Raw genomic sequence first — 19101 nt, 5'->3', positions numbered from 1 at the left:
TTACCCGTAACAAAAAATTGATTTTAAACATATCATTTTTTAAAACCAAAAAGCCAAATCCTGTTTGAACAAGATTTGGCTTTTTTTGTTACTTAGACTGCAATGTTTCGTAATACAACACTTTCGACAGAAATGACTGCCCTTGATATTCTTTAATTACATCTTCACGGTACATTTCAGGATGCTGACCATCTAGTTGATTTTCTAACAAATAGTCTCTCCTACTACAGTCATTAAACTCCAAACTACTTATAAAAACGGGATCTACTCCTTTATTTACGGCTAAATTATAGCTAGTTATCAATTGTCCCCAGTTCACAAAACTGCACAATAAAAGTACTCCATACATATACCACACCATGTGGTTAAATAAGTACGCATTGGTTTTTTGCAAGTTAATTTTCAACCACGTATATAACAAACTTATGAATACTAAAATAAGAAAGGCAAAAACGCCCAATCGCTTATAGGTTAAGCCAAACTGATGTACATATTCCATATTTTTTAAAGCGGCAGACAAAACAAGTACCGCATTCAATACTATCCAAATTTTAGCTAGAATTTTCAGTCTATTCGTTGTTTCATCAAAAGTAAACCTAGCTCGAAAGTACAGTAGAATAAGTCCCACAGCCATTAAAACTGAAACAATAACGGCGTTAACACGCTCGTGAGTTGCAGCACTTAATTGTGCACGATTTTGAATTTCAAAAAACTGTTCGTAATTGTAGGTTACTATAAAAAACAGCAATAAAGTATTCAACAACACAAAAGTAATTTCACCGCTTTTCCTTTGAAAGTCAAAATCAAGCCATGATAGCTTACTCTCATTTTCACCGTACGAGTTGCTTTCAAATTCATTTTCTAACTGCGAATTAAAACTGATGCAAAAATCAGGCACCCAAAAATTCCAAAAACTAAACGACACATAAAGCCCGAGCACAGCAATAACAATCAATTGAAATACATTCACATCAAGTGTATAGTCACTAAACACAGAAGAAAATAAATCACTACCAAAAGCATATACTCCAAAAAACAATCCTATAAAAAGAAGTGGAATTAAAACAAATGCAACCAATTTCTTTGCAGAATCACCTTGTACCTCCTGTTTAGGAAGCCATTGACTAAACATCAAAATACGTCCTAGCGATGCAAAACTATTGATAATAATAACTACAAAAACTTGAATGATTTTAAGTTTTGCATGTTGCGTTTTATACTGCAAAGACAATAATGAAAGTGAAAGTGCCAAAAAAGAAGGAAAATCACCGTACCAAGCAAATGCCAAACACGATAATATTGACGTAATTAGTAAAGCCTTAGTAGTCAATGAATTCAGAGACTCCCGATAATTATACACTAATAAAGAGATAAGCAAAAGCCCAAAAAGTGCCAAATTAAGACCCAAATTTTGGTCATAAAAAAGGATTGTAAAAATAGTAGCACTCGCAAAAATTAAATGGTGTTTTTTCATAGTATTAAATTATAAAGTACTTTGTATTTCAAAGTAATTGGTTAAAAAAAAGTTTATTTAGGATTCCATAATTTTTCTAAACTACTCAGGTGCGCCGCAAAAGCTGAACGCCCAATGTTGGTCACTCGGTATGAGGTTTTTGGTTTTTTGCCCACAAATTCTTTCTTGATTTCGATATAACCTACTTTTTCTAGTGCAGCCGAATGGCTGGCTAGATTGCCATCAGTAGTGTTTAGTAATGCTTTCATCTCAGTAAAATCGATCCAATCGTTTACCATCAATACAGACATTAACCCTAATCGGATTCTACTTTCGAAATTTTTATTCAATTGATCGATTATACCCATGATTAGTCGTACTTTTTAAACATAATCGTACCGTAAACTATATGCAAAATTCCAAAACCAAGAGTCCAAAAAATCAATCCATATCCTAGAAAAAATAAAGAAACACTGCCCAGAAAAAGTTGAAAGTAACCTAAATACTGAATATCTGAGTACGTATACTTACCCGCATTGACCAATGCTAATCCGTAAAAAAGTAATGTAGCTGGCGCTAAAAAGACAAAAAGATCATGATAGACTAATGCCAAACAAAACACGCCACCCACTACTAAAGGAATTGCTAATTGCAAAAGCATCATTTTTGTGGTAGAAGTCCAAATTGGTAAATTGTTTTTCTTACTCTTTTTATAAGTGAATAGAAATCCTGAAAAAAGAGCTAGTACTAAAACTACAATCGCCAATACAATAAGTTTGTAAATAAACTCATCATTATACACTTTCTCTAAACTATCAAAATAAGACATCCCATTTGACTCAAATAAAAAAGCAGCATAACCCGCACCAAGTAGCGCAAAAATTCCTGCAAAAACACCTGATAATCCGCTAAGGGAAATAAACCTTGACGAACGCTCCATCATGGAACGAATATGAACTAAATCTTCTTGTATTTTTTGACTCATGATAAAAGTACTTTGAATTACAAAGTTAAAAATAAAAATGACTAATTAAACATTTTATAAAAAATAATTTCTACGTTACTTTTTTCAACCTTGAAGATGAAAACAAATATCATATTAACCAATGAAGTTCTGAAGGAGAGTTATTAGCAGACGTAACTTTGATAAATCCGATTTTAGCTTTGCTTAAGACAAAAAAAAGCCTCAAAAATAAATTTGAGGCTTCTAATAATTAAAAAATATTTATTTATTTCTTTTCATCTCTCTCGCCAAAAGCGTGTTTTTTAACAACATGGCAATAGTCATAGGTCCTACTCCACCAGGAACTGGGGTGATGAATGAGGCTTTTTTACTTACTTGATCAAAATCGACATCACCAGTAATAACATAACCTTTTTCGTGGCTTTCATCAGGAACACGCGTAATACCTACATCAATAACTACAGCGCCCGGTTTTACCATATCCGCTTTTAAATAATTAGGAACCCCCAAGGCTGTGATTATGATATCTGCCTGAATGGTAATTTCCTCTATGTTTTTGGTGTAACTATGTGTAAGTGTCACTGTTGAGTTACCTGGAAAACCTTTGCGTCCCATCAAAATACTCATTGGTCTGCCTACAATATGGCTACGCCCAATCACTACCGTGTGTTTTCCTTTTGTTTCAACTCCGTAGCGATCTAGTAATTCAAGAATACCAAATGGAGTGGCAGGAATAAAAGTGGTCATATCCAATGCCATTTTCCCAAAATTCTCCGGATGAAAACCATCAACATCTTTACTTGGATCAACCGCCATTAAAACTTTTTGCTCGTCAATTTGTTTAGGAAGTGGCAATTGCACAATAAAACCGTCAATTTGCTCATTCTCATTTAATTCCTTAATCTTTTTAAGCAATTCAATTTCTGTAGTGGTGTTGGGCATTTTTACCAAAGTAGACTCAAATCCTACTCTTTCGCAGGCTTTTACCTTACTTCCTACGTAGGTTAAGCTTGCGCCATCGTTCCCTACGATAAGTGCTGCCAAATGAGGTACTTTCTCGCCATTGGCTCTCATTTTTTGTACTTCAACAGCAATTTCGCTTTTGATATCCTCTGCTGTTTTTTTTCCGTCTAGTAGTTGCATTGTTGTGTTGTTTAATATAGTAAAGACAAAAGTCTTAAAATCATTGCGACTTTAAGACTTTCTAAATTTTATTTCATTCCCGGCATTCCTGGCATTCCGCCTTTCATTCCGCCCATCATTTTCATTAGGTTTTTTCCGCCCGGACCTTGCATCATTTTCATCATTTTGCTCATTTGGTCGAACTGTTTCATCAACTGATTGACTTGCTCGATTTTAGTCCCAGATCCTTTTGCAATTCGCGCTTTTCTTTTTACGTCAATTACAGCCGGCTTACTTCTTTCTAATGGAGTCATCGAGTGGATGATGGCCTCAATATGTTTGAAGGCATCGTCTTCAATTTGAACATCTTTCATGGCTTTTGAGGCACCTGGTATCATTCCTACCAAATCCTTCATATTACCCATTTTCTTTACTTGCTGAATTTGAGATAAGAAATCATCAAAACCAAATTCATTTTTGGCAATTTTCTTTTGGATTTTACGCGCTTCTTCTTCGTCAAACTGCTCTTGTGCACGCTCAACAAGGGAAACTACGTCACCCATACCCAAGATTCTCTCGGCCATACGCACAGGATAGAAAACATCAATTGCTTCCATTTTTTCACCTGTACCTACAAATTTGATTGGCTTGTTTACAATTGTCTTGATAGAAAGCGCTGCTCCACCACGAGTATCACCATCTAATTTTGTTAAAATAACACCATCAAAATTCAATCTGTCGTTGAAGGCTTTCGCAGTATTTACGGCATCTTGACCCGTCATCGCATCAACAACAAACAAAGTTTCTTGTGGTTGAATGGCTTTGTGCACACGCTCAATTTCGTTCATCATTTCTTCATCCACAGCCAAACGACCAGCGGTATCGACAATGACAACATTAAACCCATTTGCTTTAGCATGTTTAATTGCGTTTTGAGCAATTTCAACTGGATTTTTATTTTCTGGTTCTGAATATACCTCAACGCCAATAGAATCTCCAACAACGTACAATTGCTGAATCGCCGCAGGACGGTAAATATCACAGGCAACCAAAAGAGGTTTTTTGTTCTTTTTGGTTAAAAGATAATTGGCTAATTTTCCAGAAAAAGTAGTTTTTCCAGATCCTTGCAAACCTGACATCAAAATAACAGACGGATTACCTGATAAATTAATACCGGCTACATCGCCACCCATTAATTCGGTTAATTCATCTTTAACCAATTTCACCAATAATTGACCTGGCTGAAGCGTAGTTAATACATCTTGACCAATAGCTTTTTCTTTTACTTTGGTGGTAAAATCCTTTGCAATTTTAAAATTGACATCGGCATCAAGTAACGCACGGCGCACTTCTTTCAAAGTGTCGGCTACGTTTACCTCGGTAATTTTTCCGTGACCTTTAAGTATATGAAAGGCTTTATCTAGTTTATCGCTTAAATTATCGAACATAGTATTGATTTATTTTGAAATGCAAAGATAAACTAATTAGGAAATTAGACAATTAGAACTTTACATAATTGGTAAGGCTTTTTACGCTTTTTGAAAACAAAAAAACGACCGCAAAAAGCAGTCGTTTTGGATTTTTATTTTACATTCTCTCAGGCACATTAATCCCGAGTAATTTAAAGGATGCCGCAATAGTATCGGCCACTTTTTTAGAGAGTTGTACTCTAAATTTTTTCTTTTCTAGATCCTCTTCACCTAAAATAGGTACTGCTTGGTAGAATGAATTGTACTCGCGAACTAAGTCATAAGTATAATTAGCTAACAATGCCGGACTGTGATGCTGAGCTGCATTTTGTATCACTTCTGGAAATAACTCCAATTGTTTTACCAATTCTTTTTCTTTTTCATGCATCTCGACTACGCTCGATGTCAAACTATAATCAAAAGTGGCTTTACGAATGATTGATTGAATACGAGCATAAGTATATTGAATAAACGGTCCTGTGTTTCCAGCAAAATCAACAGACTCTTCTGGATTAAAAAGAATTCGTTTCTTAGGATCTACTTTTAAAATATAGTATTTCAAGGCACCTAAACCAATGGTGCTATATAGTTTAGCTTTTTCCTCGTCAGAATACGCTTCTAATTTTCCTAAATCTTCAGCAATTTTTTGAGCGGTGTTTGTCATTTCTTGCATCAAATCATCAGCATCAACTACAGTTCCCTCACGAGATTTCATCTTTCCTGATGGTAAATCTACCATTCCGTATGACAAATGATATAAATTTTTAGCCCATTCAAAGCCTAATTTTTTCAAAATCAGGAACAGCACTTTAAAATGGTAATCTTGCTCATTTCCCACTGTGTAAACCATTCCGCCAACATCCGGCATGTCTTTCACACGTTGAATTGCCGTTCCAATATCTTGTGTCATGTACACTGCTGTACCGTCTGAACGCAATACAATTTTACGATCAAGACCTTCATCAGTTAAGTCAATCCAAACAGAGCCGTCAGGATCTTTTTCGAAAATTCCTTTTTCAAGTCCAATTTGAACTACATCTTTCCCTAATAAATAGGTATCACTCTCATAGTAATAACGATCAAAATCAACACCAAGATTTTTGTATGTAATAGCAAAACCATCATAAACCCATTGATTCATTTTAGCCCATAATGCTTTCACCTCAGCATCACCAGCTTCCCATTTTTGAAGCATTTCTTGAGCTTCGAGCATAATTGTCGCTTGCTTTTTAGCTTCTTCTTCGGTTTTACCCGCATTCATTAGTTGTGTAATTTCTTCTTTGTACGCTTTATCAAAAGCTACGTAATAATTTCCAACTAATTTATCTCCTTTTAAACCAGTTGATTCAGGAGTTTGATCATTACCAAATTTTTGCCAAGCAATCATCGACTTACAGATATGAATTCCTCGATCGTTAATGATTTGAGTTTTATAAACTTTTTTACCAGAAGCTTTGATAATTTCGGCAACAGAATATCCTAACAAATTGTTACGAACATGACCTAAATGCAATGGCTTGTTTGTGTTTGGCGATGAATATTCAACCATTACCGCAGTATCATCAGCAGCTGGAGTTACAAAACCATAAGATGAATTATCTTTGATACTACTGAAAAAATCGAGGTAGTATTTATCTGAAATTACAATATTTAAGAAGCCCGACACTACATTAAAACGACTTACTTCTGGCAAATTTTCTACAAGATAATCACCTATTTTGGTTCCTAGTTCTACCGGATTAGAAGCGCCTGGAGCACCTTTTAAAACTTTTAGCAACGGAAAAATAACCATTGTAATATCGCCTTCAAATTCTTTCCGAGTACTTTGAAATTCAACTTTTTCGATTGTAACTTCAAATAAAGCTTGGACAGCTTTTTGTATAGATGGCGTAAGAATTTGTTGTAATGACATTTTAAGTATTTATTTAAGTGTGCAAAGATAGGTATAATGCCGGAAACTCGAAATTGCTTAATGAGATATTTATAGGGATTATAAGTCTAAAAAGTAATTTATGAAAATCATTATTAGAATAAAACCCCTTCAGAAAAGGTTAAGTCAGCTAATTTGATTATTTTTGAGTAACAAATATAACAAACTCGGATATGAAAAAATTACTTATTTTCATTTCGCTCCTATCAACCTACCAATTTTATTGTCAATCTGTTAGCATTAACACCACGACCTATAATACTGAACAACTGGTCAACCAAGTGCTTATTAACTCTCCTTGTGTTTTTGGTACCAATATACAATTTCGAACGGGAACTTCATTTGGATCGAGCAATGGTATTGGTTATTTCGAAAACAGCAATCCAAATTTCCCATTTGCTAGAGGCATGGTTTTATCAACTGGAGATGTCAACAGAATTCCCGGTCCTAATAACACTATTTTGAGTGATGGTACGACCGCATGGACCGGTGATAATAGCCTTGAAGCAGTTCTGCTTTCACAATCAGGAGTAACCATTAATTCAATCAATGCGAGTTTTATTCAATTCGATTTTCAACCAAAAACCAGTAATTTCAACTTTTCATTTTTATTTGCCTCTGAAGAATATGGAACCTCGCAATGCAACTTCTCGGATGCATTTGCATTTTTGCTTGAGGATATAACTGCTGGTGGCGCTGCGCAAAACTTGGCCGTAATTCCAAATACCAGTATTCCTGTATCTGTAGAAACTATCAGAGACATGACATATAACTCCAATTGTTCTTCAGAAAACGCTAGCTATTTTGGTGCATTTAACGGTAGCGGTTTTGGAACTGCAATAAACTTTAACGGTCAAACCATCCCTATGCTTGCCTCTGCAACAGCACTGGATATTAATCACGTTTACCGTATTAAAATTGTCATTGCAGATGGCGGGGCCAATACGGGTTACGACTCGGCTATCTTTTTACAAGCCAATAGTTTTAATATTGGTCAAGATGTTTTAGGGTTAGATTACACAGTTGCCAACAATAGGGCATTTTGTCCAGGGAGTACTTTGCCTATTTTGTCTGCAGCAGGTTTGGCAGTTGGCACCACATTTTCGTGGAGCAAAGAAGGTATAACAATTTCACCTGCGCAAACGGGAGAGACACTAGACCTCAACAATTTAAATCCGCTTATCGGGCCAGGAATACATCGGTATACTGTAACCTACCAAGAGCCGGGCTGCGTGGCTGTCACCGATGATATTCTAGTAGAAATCTATCCACAAATTGGAATTTTGTCTGTTTTGCCAAATCTATATCGCTGTGATACTGCTGTAAGCAATTATATCTTTGACTTGACACAAATGACTAACATAATCCTAGCAGGAATTAATCAACAGAGTAGCGCAGCTGGCACTTTAGATGACTTACCAGCTTCAACCATAATCTCTTATCATTCTTCACAAACTGAAGCGGAGGCCAACACAGGAGGACTTACTACCAGTCAAACTATTTCAACCTCACAAAATGGAATAACACTTTATGTTCGTGTGCAAAACCCAACAACTTTGTGTTCTGAAGTGCGATCATTTCAACTTCAAATTGTAGATTCACCTCAAATTGCTACTCAACCTAGTACTATGACTTTATGTGCACGAAATAGCACTGAAACTCCTTTGAGAGCCAACTTTAATCTTTCAACTGCCATTGCTGAAATTATAGGTACGCAAAACACAACGTATAATCGAATCAGTTTTCATTCCTCATCAGTAGGAGCCAACAACAATTCAAATAGAATTACAATTGGCCCAGGTAATCAACTTTTGAGTGCATCAACTACTATTTGGGTTAGATTACAAAACATTTCCGAAAATAATTGCTTCGTGACAACCAGCTTTCAACTTGTTGTAGATCCTTTGCCACCAATTGACATTTTTCCTGATGTTTTTGTTTGTACTTCGTACATTTTACCCAACTTGAATAGTTTAGGCGCACAATATTGGACAGGACCCAACGGAACCGGTACTCAACTTTTTCCAGGAAACACTATTACCACCACAACGAGAAATTTATACGTTTACAATCAGTCAGCACTTTGCACAAATCAAGACCCTTTTAATGTTACAATAGCCAATTTGGATGATATTACTCCTCCTTCAGGCACTTATTGCACACAATACCAATTGCCTGAATTACCTTATGCTAGTTATTACACGCAAAGTGGAGGACCAACCACCGCTGGAAACGTAAATTTACCTGGAGGAACTATAATCAATACCGGAGGAAACAATACAATTTACGTTTGGTTCGAAGATACGATCAGTACCCCTAATTGCACTGTTGAACGACAATTCACAATAACAATTATTCCTTTTACACCACTGCCAACTTATGCCAATCAATTTGCCTGCTCAAGCTATACCATGCCTATTGATACTAATGGAGCCACTTATTATACCGGAAGCAACAAAACAGGTTTGGTAGTTTTGCCGGGTACAATTATCACAGGTACTACTCAGATATACGCATACAAAGAAAGTCTAACCCTACCTGTAAACTGCGTCTCAGAAGAATCGTTTGAAATTTTTATTGGCCTTCCGAGTATTAACCCTCCTGCAGATGTTGACTCGTGTTCTTCCTACCCTCTTCCAGCATTAACGGTAGGCGAATACAGAACAGCCGCCGCAGGAAATGGATCTGTAATCCCTGCAGGAACTCTAATTAATACAACAACTACTTTATGGTTCTATGTTCCTGGACAAAATTGTACCGATAACTTAAATTTCACTATCACAGTTAATATCGAACCATTACCAAATTTCCCTGATACCGCTCCACAATGCGATGTCTATTTTTTACCTGCCGTGCCACATGCAGGAAATTATTTCACTGGAACACAAGGGACTGGTCGCAGACTCGCTTTTGGAACACCAATTACATCATCACAACGAATTTATTTTTACGATAGAGCTCCAAGTGGAACTTGTTTTGTAGAAGAGGATTTTTTTGTTACAATAAACAGGTCGCCTCTTGTTGATGCTAAACCAACTGAAGTAATTCGATGTGGACAACCTTACATTCTAGACGATCTAACAAACGGGGAATACTATGCCTTTTCTGGCGGACCATCAAGCACTAATCCCGTGTTGCCAGCTGGTACAGTTATCGATTCTTCTCGTAAAATTTATGTTTATGCATCAGCAATCAGTCCTAATACTTGCGTTTCTGAATACACCATTGATATTTTAGTGACTTTTGTTAACGAAATTGACGATCAATTTGCATGTAACAGTTATAATTTGCCACCAATAGTAGGTATGGGAAGTTATTACACAGCACCCAACGGTCCGAATGGTACAGGCGTTCTACTGACACCTCCTTACAATCCTGTCACCACCACAAGTACATTTTATGTTTTTGTTGAAAATAACAATCGAGTAAATTGTACAGACGAAGATGCTTTTACAGTTACAATTTACAACACACCGGCAATTGCCCCGATTTCTCCAGTTACCCGCTGCGAATCGTATGCATTACCCGCGTATCCTGCTCAGGTGACGCGATATTTTCGCAATCCAGGTGGACCAAATACAACCAATACTGAATTTTTTCCAGGAGATGTAATTACTAACTCAACAACAATTTATACCTATGGCGAATCAGGCACCTTAGCCACTGTACTCTGCCCTGCTGAACAACCATTTGCAATTACAATAACCGATAGCCCGCGACCTAATTTAACAGTACCATCAATATGCATCGATACTGCAAACGGAACCACTACCAATGCCGTAATAGAAAGTGGCTTTTCGGCACCTCAATACGGCTTTGAATGGCGCGACGAAACTGGAACCCTAGTAGGTACAGCTTCCAGCTTTAGCACAAACCGCCCAGGAAATTACACTTTAAATGTATTCAATCTTGCTATTTTTGGGTGTTCGTCAGGACCTGTACCTTTTGAAGTTGTTACCTCTGCACTACCAACGGCTATCACCTACACAACTAGTGGTTGGTTTAATGATAATCAAACAATAACAATTATCGCAAGCTTATTTGTTGGAAGTGAAAGTGTTTTTTCATATTCGCTTGACGGCGGACCTTATCAAGATAGCCCTGTTTTTACAAATGTACCAAGTGGCCGACATGAAGTTACCATTTTAGAAAACAATTGTGGATTGGTCACTGCTCCTATTTTTATCCGATTAATTTCTAGTCCAAAGTTTTTTACGCCGAATAACGACGGTTACAATGACACTTGGAACATCAGCGGAATACCGCGGGAAGGAACTCTAAATCTTTATATTTTTGATCGCTACGGAAAACTTTTAAAAACACTCGACCCTAATGGCAACGGTTGGGACGGTACTTACCACGGAAATCCAATGCCAGCGGATGACTATTGGTTTACAATTTCTTATATCGAAGATAACGTCCAGAAAGAATACAAATCTCATTTTTCACTGAAAAGGTAGATTCTAATTTTAAAGAAGCGAAAAATAAAAATTGAAAAAAAATGAAATTCTGTGTAACAAACCCATCAACAAGTAGTCTTATTTATCATATGTAATTATAAAGTTACGTCTACATTATTAAATAAACTGGCTTTACAATTATAATAAATGCAGTTTCATAACAAATTAGCATTGATTTTAGTAGTTAATTATCAAAAGAAAACCCGGAGTTTGCCAACTTCGGGTTTTTGATTTTTGTAATATTATCATAAGAATCAAACGAATTTCGAGCTAACTCTCGTTGTACCTTTTTTGATTACTTTAAAAAATAAGGCGGATCGATCAAACGGTTTCCAGTAGCGTCATGCACTGCGTAATTAAAACCGCCTTGCAAACAATAACTACCAAATTCTCCTTTTTTATTTAGAGCAATAAAACCTACTTGAATATCTTTTAAATCCTTGTTGCGCTTTTTACTCAAATTTACAATGCGAGCTACTGCCTCTTCACAAGCTTTTTGCGGAGATTTCCCTTGACGCATCAACTCAACCACCAAGTGAGAACCTGTTATACGAATCACCTCTTCCCCATGACCTGTAGCTGTAGCCGCTCCAATTTCATTGTCAACATATAAACCAGCTCCAATAATTGGCGAATCTCCCAAACGACCGTGCATTTTAAAAGCCATTCCGCTAGTTGTGCAAGCACCGGACAAATCGCCATTTGCGTCAAGCGCTATCATCCCAATCGTATCGTGATTTTCAATATTGGCAATAGGTTTGTACTCGCTTGTTTTAAGCCATTCTTTCCATTCTCGCTCTGAATCGGCAACCAATAAATTTTCTTTTTTGAATCCTTGCGATAAGGCAAATTGAAGTGCGCCTTCGCCAACGAGCATCACATGAGGTGATTTTTCCATTACGGCACGTGCTACAGAAATTGGATGCTTGATGTGTTCGAGGCAACCAACAGCACCAATATTCGAATTCTCATCCATAATACAAGCATCAAGCGTCACACGACCATCACGATCGGGTCTTCCACCATAACCTACACTACGTTCGGTAGGATCGCCCTCTGGGATTTTTACACCTGCTTCAACCGCATCAAGCGCTTTGCCATTATTTTTTAGCACTTCCCAAGCAGCAACATTGGCTTGCAAACCGAAATTCCAGGTAGAAAGTACAATAGGTTTTGTTCCTTTTGTTGAAAACGACTCTTTTTGAGATACAATTTCATCTGCCAGAGAAGGTAATGCAGCTGCGGCAGTGGCCATAGCAGCCGTTTTCAAAAAGTCTCGACGATTAGCCATAAAATGCTTTTTTGATGTTAGATCTAAAAGTAAAGATATAGTATCGGATGGATATAAAAAAACCTACACAATAAAAGTGTAGGTTCCTTATTATTTTGCTTTTATCGGTAAGACCAAAAAGCTATTGAAAATCAAAATATTACCATTTAATAATAGCACTTGCCCAAGTAAAACCACTGCCAAATGCTGCTAAAACTACCGTATCACCTGATTTTATTTTTCCTTTTTCCCATGCTTCGGTTAAAGCAATCGGAATAGAAGCTGCAGTAGTATTTCCGTATTTTTGAATGTTGTTGTACACTTGATCATCCGTTAAGTTAAATTTCTTTTGGATAAATTGACTAATTCTCAAATTAGCTTGGTGTGGAATCAACATATCAATATCAGAAACTTGCAAATTATTTGCTTGCAATCCTTCATTAATCACTTCGCTAAAACGAACTACAGCATTTTTAAATACAAATTGTCCGTTCATGTATGGGAAATAACTTTCGTCATCTGCATCACTATCGGCTAGAATATCAGTTACCCAACGGCCACCCATACCTGGCGCTTTTACAATTAATTCTTCGGCGTGTTGCCCTTCTGAGTGTAAGTGGGTTGATAAAATTCCTTTGGTAACATCTTCCTCTCTGCTCAAAACAGCAGCTCCTGCTCCATCACCAAAAATTACCGAAACGCCACGTCCACGCGTAGTCATGTCTAAACCTGTAGAATGTACCTCTGAACCAATAACCAGAATGTTTTTGTACATACCCGTTTTGATGTATTGGTCAGCTACTGACAAAGCGTAAACAAAACCAGAACATTGGTTGCGCACATCTAATGCACCAACTGTTTTTAAACCTAAATCTCTTTGTACCAAAACTCCAGGTCCTGGAAAATAGTAATCAGGGCTTAGCGTAGCAAATACTACGAAGTCAATATCTTCTTTGGCAACACCCGCGCGTTCAATTGCAATTTCGGCTGCTTTTACACCCATTGAGGTTGTTGTATCTTCTCCTCTGATGATATGGCGGCGTTCTTGAATTCCAGTTCGCTCTTGAATCCACTCATCATTGGTATCCATGATCTTGGATAAATCGTCATTTGTTACTACATTTTCAGGAACGTAATAACCCAATCCTGCTATTTTTGAATGATACATATAATTGTTATTTTATTAAAATCAGTTTGCAAATTTAAAACATACCTTAAAATTAGGGCTACTAAATTACTACTTTTTTACCAAATTACCAGTTTCTAGCTATTTACGGGGCTTTACAAGTCCAAATTAAATAAAAAAAAGGGTGCTGTAATCCAATTTGGAGCTAAAATGGGTATCCTGAGTAGGTTGGCAAAAGTTAAAAGTATTTTATTTTTTTCAAATGTAACAAGTTTGCGGTATTTTAGACTTGTATTACAACAAGACTAACTCTAATTTAAAATGATTATCAAGTATGAAATTTAAAATTTCGCTATTTATTGCGCTTGGACTGAGCATTTCGGCTTTTGCGCAAGAAAATCTTAGCTATCAAAAACCATCGGCATCGATACTCGAATTGGCCGATTACGAACGCGCTCCATCCGTATCGATGGATACCAAAAAAGAATACCTACTTCTTTCGTACCGCAGCACCTACAAAACGCTAGATGATTTGAATCAAGATGAACTGCGTTTGGGTGGTTTGCGTATCAATCCGGTGACGAATATTTCGAGCTCGGTAACTTACGTGAACAACCTAAAACTACGAAAAGTAAAAGACAGCAATGAAATGCAAGTAACCGGTCTACCTGCAAATGCTAAAATCAGCAACATTGCTTGGTCGCCAAACGACAGTAAAATTTCGTTTTCAAATACTACCGCAACGGGTGTTGAACTTTGGGTTATTGATGTTGCTACGGCAAAAGCGACGCGACTAACTGAAGCTCGTGTTAATGCCAATTTAGGCAATCCGTTTAGCTGGTTGAAAGACAATGCCACTATTTTGGTTAAAATGTTACCTCAAAACAGACCGGCACTTTTGGATGCAAAGAAAGACTTGCCTGCTGGACCAATTATTTCGAATGCCGATGGATCGAAATCGCAAAACAGAACGTATCCTGACATGTTGAAAAACGCCAATGATGAGATCAATTTTGAGAACATCATGACCTCTGAATTATACAAAGTTAGTTTAGATGGAACAGCAACTTTGTTCAAAAAAGCAGCTATGTACGCCGGAGAAAGCTTTTCGCCTGATGGCAATTACTTAATGCTTACCACCATTCAAAAACCGTTTTCCTATATTGTTCCGTTAAGTCGTTTCCCATCTAAATCGGTGGTGTATGATAAAGACGGTAACGAGGTAAAAACAGTAAACGAAGTTCCGTTGACCGAAATTATTCCGAAAGGTTTTATGGCCGTGCGCAAAGGCAAACGCAACATGACTTGGAGAGCCGATCAACCTGCTACATTGATGTATGTTGAAGCCCTTGACGCTGGTGATCCTGCCAACAAAGTGGAATTTAGAGATGAGGTATTTACGTGGAGTGCACCTTTTACAGCTCCTGCAAAATCACTTGTGAAAACACCTCAACGTTTTAGCGGCATCATGTGGGGTAATGAAAATGTTGCTGTTTTGATGGACGAATGGTACGATACGCGTAATACAAAGACCTATCTTTTTAATCCATCGCAACCAGAACAAGCGCCAAAAGTAATTTTCGACCGTAATTCGCAAGACGTTTATGCTGATCCAGGAAATTTTGAAACGCGCAAGAATGAATTCAACAGGTATGTACTTGCTTTAGAAAACAACAAAGCGTTCTTAATTGGTGCTGGTTTTACGAAGAACGGACAATTTCCTTTTATCAGTGAGTTCGATTTAAAAACATTGCAAAGCAAGCGCTTGTACACATCGACTTACACGGATAAAAAAGAAGATGTTATCGAAATTGAAGATTTCAAGAAAGGAACCGTTTTGGTTCAAATTCAGTCTAAAAACGAGTATCCAAACTATTACTTGCGAAACATTTACCAAAAAAACAAACTGACACCGATTACATCATTCAAAAATCCGTTTGAAAGTATCAAAAACGTGAGTAAAGAAGTGATTAAATACAAACGCAAAGATGGTGTTGAATTATCAGGAACTTTGTACTTGCCAGTAGGTTATGACAAGTCTAAAAAAGAAAAAATGCCATTGTTGATTTGGGCATATCCAGCAGAATACAAAGACAAAAATTCAGCCGGACAAAGCACCCAAAACCCAAATGAATTCACTTTCCCAAGTTATGGTTCGTTTGTGTATTGGGTAACCAAAGGTTATGTGGTACTTGATGATGCGGCCTTCCCTATTATTGGTGAAGGAACTACAGAACCAAACGATAATTTTATCACCCAATTGGTTGACAATGCTGAGGCAGCTATCAATGCTGTTGATGCTTTAGGATACATTGACCGTAAAAAAGTAGGCGTTGGCGGACACTCGTACGGAGCGTTTATGACAGCCAATTTACTTACACATTCTAATTTATTTGCGTGTGGAATTGCCCGCAGTGGTGCTTACAACAGAACTTTAACTCCGTTTGGATTCCAAAGTGAGCAACGCAATTACTGGGAAAGTCCAGAAGTGTACACAGCGATGTCTCCGTTTATGAATGCAGGAAAAATGAAAACGCCTATGTTATTGGTACACGGTGAAGCAGATAACAATCCGGGAACGTTTACCTTACAAACAGAGCGTTACTTTCAAGCCTTAAAAGGATTAGGTGGCCCAGCTCGTATGGTGATTTTACCAAAAGAAAGTCATGGTTATGCAGCCAAAGAGAATATTTTGCACTTGCTTTGGGAACAAGATCAGTTTTTAGAGAAACATTTGAAAAACTAAAAGCTTTTCTGTTGTAGAGCTAACAACAATAAACCAGCCCGGAATCACTCTGATTTCGGGCTGGTTTTTTTTATGAAGACACAAGTAACGTCACTTCGAGTGATTTTAAATCGTAATGCGACAGCTTTACGATTTAAAATTGTGTCGAGAAATATTTGGTTTTAAAGAGTTCTCGATACTTCGCCGCAATTTTATAGCGAAAATCTAATCAAGGATTTACAAATAATTTCACAAAAGTAATATTATTGGGTACTTCAAAAACAAAAAACTATCAATAACAAGGACCGCCACAATCTGTTGCATTTTGAAAATCTTCAGGAGTAATGGTATAAACTTCAGTTTGTTCGTCGTTGTATTCTTTTCTGAAAATATTTCTCACATCGTCACAAGTAGCTAATTCTCCATTAATTTTAAAACCACATCTTCCGAAAATATATTTTTTTGAATTTGCAAAAACAAACTCAACTTTGGTCAAATATTCGTCTGTTGGTATTGCTCTAGCAATGTTTGGAGTACCTCCACCTGGAGTTGCATCAAAATCTTTTTTACTTAAGCTTTCACCATTTAACAAAATAACTTTTTTACCTAAAAGTAGTACTCCTTGTTGAGAGTAAGGTATAATTTCGACAGTTACACCTGAATTATTTGTGATCGTATAGTAGTAAGTTTTTCCGTCCTCAGTACATCCGTATATTACTAGAAGGATGAGAATTGATATAAGTTTTTTCATCATTTTGCGATTTAATCTTGCCAATTATTAAATAATTCATCTAAGAACATTGAACTGCAAAGTCCTTCTGCTACACAATAACTCAAATTGATTATAAGAGCTTTGATAAATGAGTATATAATTCATTTTTTATAAAAGTATCTATTTTTTTTACAAAATAAAAAATAAAAATAAGATTTTTACTAATTTAAGAAATGCCTAGATACTATTTATTATTTAATTAATGTGTTGAATTAAAACATATTATTAATCTAGTGAACACTTTGTTAGAATTGTGATGCAAACGTCACGTCGAGTGATTTTTAATCGTAATGCGATAGCTTTACGATTAAAAATTGTATCGAGAAGTTTTGGTTTAAAAGTGTTCTCGATACTTCGCAGCAATTTTCTAATGCAAATTGCTACTCAACACGAACAGATGAATATCATAACTTGACGATTCGAACTGAACCGTTTATTTGCTTGGTGTTGCAAACGTCACTTCGAATGATTTTGAATTGTAATGCGATAGCTTTACGTTTCAAAATTGTATCGAGAAGTTTTTGGTTGTCAAGTTCTGAAAACAAAACGCGCTCTCGAGCCCCGATGGAAGTGGCATCCTTGCTGGCTAATCCCGACACCTCGGGATTGCCAGCAAGATATAACGGACAGCGGGACCAGTCGTGTGCGAGGCAATAAACTACTGCTCCCTAAAAAAAGCAGTAACGAACATATTTCTTTCCTTCAAAGAATCCGTCTGGCTTTTCTACATAAAAAATGCCCCAAATAGCACTTGACTTTTTGGGGCATATTTTTTTATTTCTATTTTAATTTTTTAGGCTAACATCAAGCGGACTTCTTGATTAAAGTCTAACTCGGTGTCGTGCTCAAAGAAAATAGCTCTTCGATCAAAGGCTGCTTTTACTAAAAAATGGCCGCCTCGGTAATAACATTGTTTGACGATGGCTGTCATTTTTGAATTATCAACCACTTTTAATTGGTGCGGATAGAGCAGTAAGTACTCGTCGTCAGCGGGGTCAATATCGATAATTTGCGAGAGCATGAACTCATTGACTTCACCAAAAAGCGAAGCTACATATTTGGTTGGCGGCACTTCATAAACTGCTCTTGAAGGTCCTTTTACCACTACTTCGCCTTTTTGCAACACGATGGTTTCATCAGCAAATGACAAAGCATCTACGCTATCGTGCGTGGCAATGATACAGGTGATCTTTTTTTTCTTTAAGTAGGCAAACAAGTTACGGCGTAGTGCATTTTTCCTAAAATTATCAATGTGACTGAAGGGTTCGTCAAGCAATAAAATTTCAGGCTCGAGGGCCAACGCTTTGGCTAATGCCACACGTTGTTGCTGACCACCACTTAGGTCTTTGGCTTTTACTTTGGCAAATTCGGTCATTTCGACCATTTCGAGTAGTTCTTGAATACGAAGTCTTTTTAGGGGCAAAAAAGCGCTCGACAAAAACTTACCCACATTTTCCTCAACGGTGGTGTACGGCATTAAATCGAAATCTTGCGCCAAGTATTTAATGTAATCGACTCCCGGAATGAGGTTGTATTTGGGGCCAAGAATAGGTTTTTCATCATTGCTAATACTTCCTTCGTTGAGGTCAAGTAAGCCGTAAATGAGTTTTAGCAACGTACTTTTTCCGCAACCGCTTTCGCCAATAATGGCTATATTTTGTCCCTTCTCTACCGTGAAACTGATGTCCTTAATCACCGGAGTGTCACTATAGGAAAAGTGTATGTTTTTTATTTCTAGCATCATCAAAAATTAAAGCGCAAATTTACAATCTTTAAAACAATTTTAAACACAAAAAAAGCTGCTTCTAAA

At 36.9% G+C, this 19101-nt stretch carries 12 protein-coding genes; 2 read left to right on the top strand and 10 right to left on the bottom strand.

The features are described from left to right. Positions 1–88 precede the first annotated feature (88 nt). The 6 genes from ACXX8U_RS02650 to argS form a co-directional block, all read right to left on the bottom strand. Positions 89–1474: a DUF4153 domain-containing protein gene (locus ACXX8U_RS02650; protein ID WP_458564485.1), complete on the bottom strand. Its 1386-nt coding sequence runs from the start codon at positions 1472–1474 to the stop codon at positions 89–91. Between the two features lie 53 nt (positions 1475–1527). Further along, on the bottom strand, positions 1528–1821 hold the full coding sequence (locus ACXX8U_RS02645; protein WP_458564484.1) for a winged helix-turn-helix domain-containing protein: 294 nt from the start codon (positions 1819–1821) through the stop codon (positions 1528–1530). Positions 1822–1823: 2 nt separating this feature from the next. Then, on the bottom strand, positions 1824–2438 hold the full coding sequence (locus tag ACXX8U_RS02640; protein WP_458564483.1) for a hypothetical protein: 615 nt from the start codon (positions 2436–2438) through the stop codon (positions 1824–1826). 240 nt (positions 2439–2678) lie between these two features. Further along, a complete protein-coding gene (locus tag ACXX8U_RS02635) occupies positions 2679–3560 on the bottom strand; it encodes a bifunctional 5,10-methylenetetrahydrofolate dehydrogenase/5,10-methenyltetrahydrofolate cyclohydrolase (protein WP_458564482.1) in 882 nt (293 codons plus the stop codon). 68 nt (positions 3561–3628) lie between these two features. Continuing rightward, a complete protein-coding gene (gene ffh / locus ACXX8U_RS02630; protein WP_166136533.1) occupies positions 3629–4987 on the bottom strand; it encodes a signal recognition particle protein in 1359 nt (452 codons plus the stop codon). A 139-nt stretch (positions 4988–5126) separates the two neighbouring features. Continuing rightward, complete coding sequence (argS, locus tag ACXX8U_RS02625) at positions 5127–6920, bottom strand: arginine--tRNA ligase (RefSeq protein WP_458564481.1); 1794 nt, start codon at positions 6918–6920, stop codon at positions 5127–5129. A 191-nt stretch (positions 6921–7111) separates the two neighbouring features. Here argS and ACXX8U_RS02620 point away from each other — a divergent pair, with 191 nt between their 5' ends. Next, complete coding sequence (locus ACXX8U_RS02620; protein ID WP_458564480.1) at positions 7112–11398, top strand: T9SS type B sorting domain-containing protein; 4287 nt, start codon at positions 7112–7114, stop codon at positions 11396–11398. Positions 11399–11693: 295 nt separating this feature from the next. Here the strand turns inward: ACXX8U_RS02620 and ACXX8U_RS02615 are convergent, their stop codons facing one another. Both ACXX8U_RS02615 and ACXX8U_RS02610 read right to left on the bottom strand, forming a co-directional pair. Continuing rightward, on the bottom strand, positions 11694–12689 hold the full coding sequence (locus ACXX8U_RS02615) for an isoaspartyl peptidase/L-asparaginase family protein (protein ID WP_458564479.1): 996 nt from the start codon (positions 12687–12689) through the stop codon (positions 11694–11696). A 139-nt stretch (positions 12690–12828) separates the two neighbouring features. Next, positions 12829–13836 (bottom strand): 3-oxoacyl-ACP synthase III family protein, encoded by a 1008-nt coding sequence (locus tag ACXX8U_RS02610; RefSeq protein WP_210788827.1) that lies wholly within the window; start codon positions 13834–13836, stop codon positions 12829–12831. Positions 13837–14128: 292 nt separating this feature from the next. On the opposite strand from ACXX8U_RS02610, the gene ACXX8U_RS02605 reads away from it, so the two are divergent. Further along, positions 14129–16540 (top strand): S9 family peptidase, encoded by a 2412-nt coding sequence (locus ACXX8U_RS02605; protein WP_458564478.1) that lies wholly within the window; start codon positions 14129–14131, stop codon positions 16538–16540. 271 nt (positions 16541–16811) lie between these two features. Here ACXX8U_RS02605 and ACXX8U_RS02600 read toward each other — a convergent pair whose 3' ends face one another. Continuing rightward, positions 16812–17270: a hypothetical protein gene (locus ACXX8U_RS02600; RefSeq protein WP_458564477.1), complete on the bottom strand. Its 459-nt coding sequence runs from the start codon at positions 17268–17270 to the stop codon at positions 16812–16814. Between the two features lie 814 nt (positions 17271–18084). Continuing rightward, a complete protein-coding gene (locus ACXX8U_RS02595) occupies positions 18085–19032 on the bottom strand; it encodes an ABC transporter ATP-binding protein (protein ID WP_306264676.1) in 948 nt (315 codons plus the stop codon). Between the last annotated feature and the right edge of the window lie 69 nt (positions 19033–19101).

It is taken from the genome of Flavobacterium sp. GNP001 (genome assembly GCF_054343775.1).
The sequence above is the reverse complement of the archived record's forward strand: the minus strand, read 5'-3'. Positions and strand labels throughout refer to the sequence as shown.

Coding starts and splice junctions, on each gene's coding strand:
- ACXX8U_RS02640 (WP_458564483.1), bottom strand. CDS start 2,438: ATGAGTCAAAAAATACAAGAAGATTTAGTTCATATTCGTTCCATGATG.
- ACXX8U_RS02605 (WP_458564478.1), top strand. CDS start 14,129: ATGAAATTTAAAATTTCGCTATTTATTGCGCTTGGACTGAGCATTTCG.
- argS (WP_458564481.1), bottom strand. CDS start 6,920: ATGTCATTACAACAAATTCTTACGCCATCTATACAAAAAGCTGTCCAA.
- ACXX8U_RS02645 (WP_458564484.1), bottom strand. CDS start 1,821: ATGGGTATAATCGATCAATTGAATAAAAATTTCGAAAGTAGAATCCGA.
- ACXX8U_RS02610 (WP_210788827.1), bottom strand. CDS start 13,836: ATGTATCATTCAAAAATAGCAGGATTGGGTTATTACGTTCCTGAAAAT.
- ACXX8U_RS02595 (WP_306264676.1), bottom strand. CDS start 19,032: ATGCTAGAAATAAAAAACATACACTTTTCCTATAGTGACACTCCGGTG.
- ACXX8U_RS02600 (WP_458564477.1), bottom strand. CDS start 17,270: ATGAAAAAACTTATATCAATTCTCATCCTTCTAGTAATATACGGATGT.
- ACXX8U_RS02650 (WP_458564485.1), bottom strand. CDS start 1,474: ATGAAAAAACACCATTTAATTTTTGCGAGTGCTACTATTTTTACAATC.
- ACXX8U_RS02620 (WP_458564480.1), top strand. CDS start 7,112: ATGAAAAAATTACTTATTTTCATTTCGCTCCTATCAACCTACCAATTT.
- ACXX8U_RS02635 (WP_458564482.1), bottom strand. CDS start 3,560: ATGCAACTACTAGACGGAAAAAAAACAGCAGAGGATATCAAAAGCGAA.
- ffh (WP_166136533.1), bottom strand. CDS start 4,987: ATGTTCGATAATTTAAGCGATAAACTAGATAAAGCCTTTCATATACTT.
- ACXX8U_RS02615 (WP_458564479.1), bottom strand. CDS start 12,689: ATGGCTAATCGTCGAGACTTTTTGAAAACGGCTGCTATGGCCACTGCC.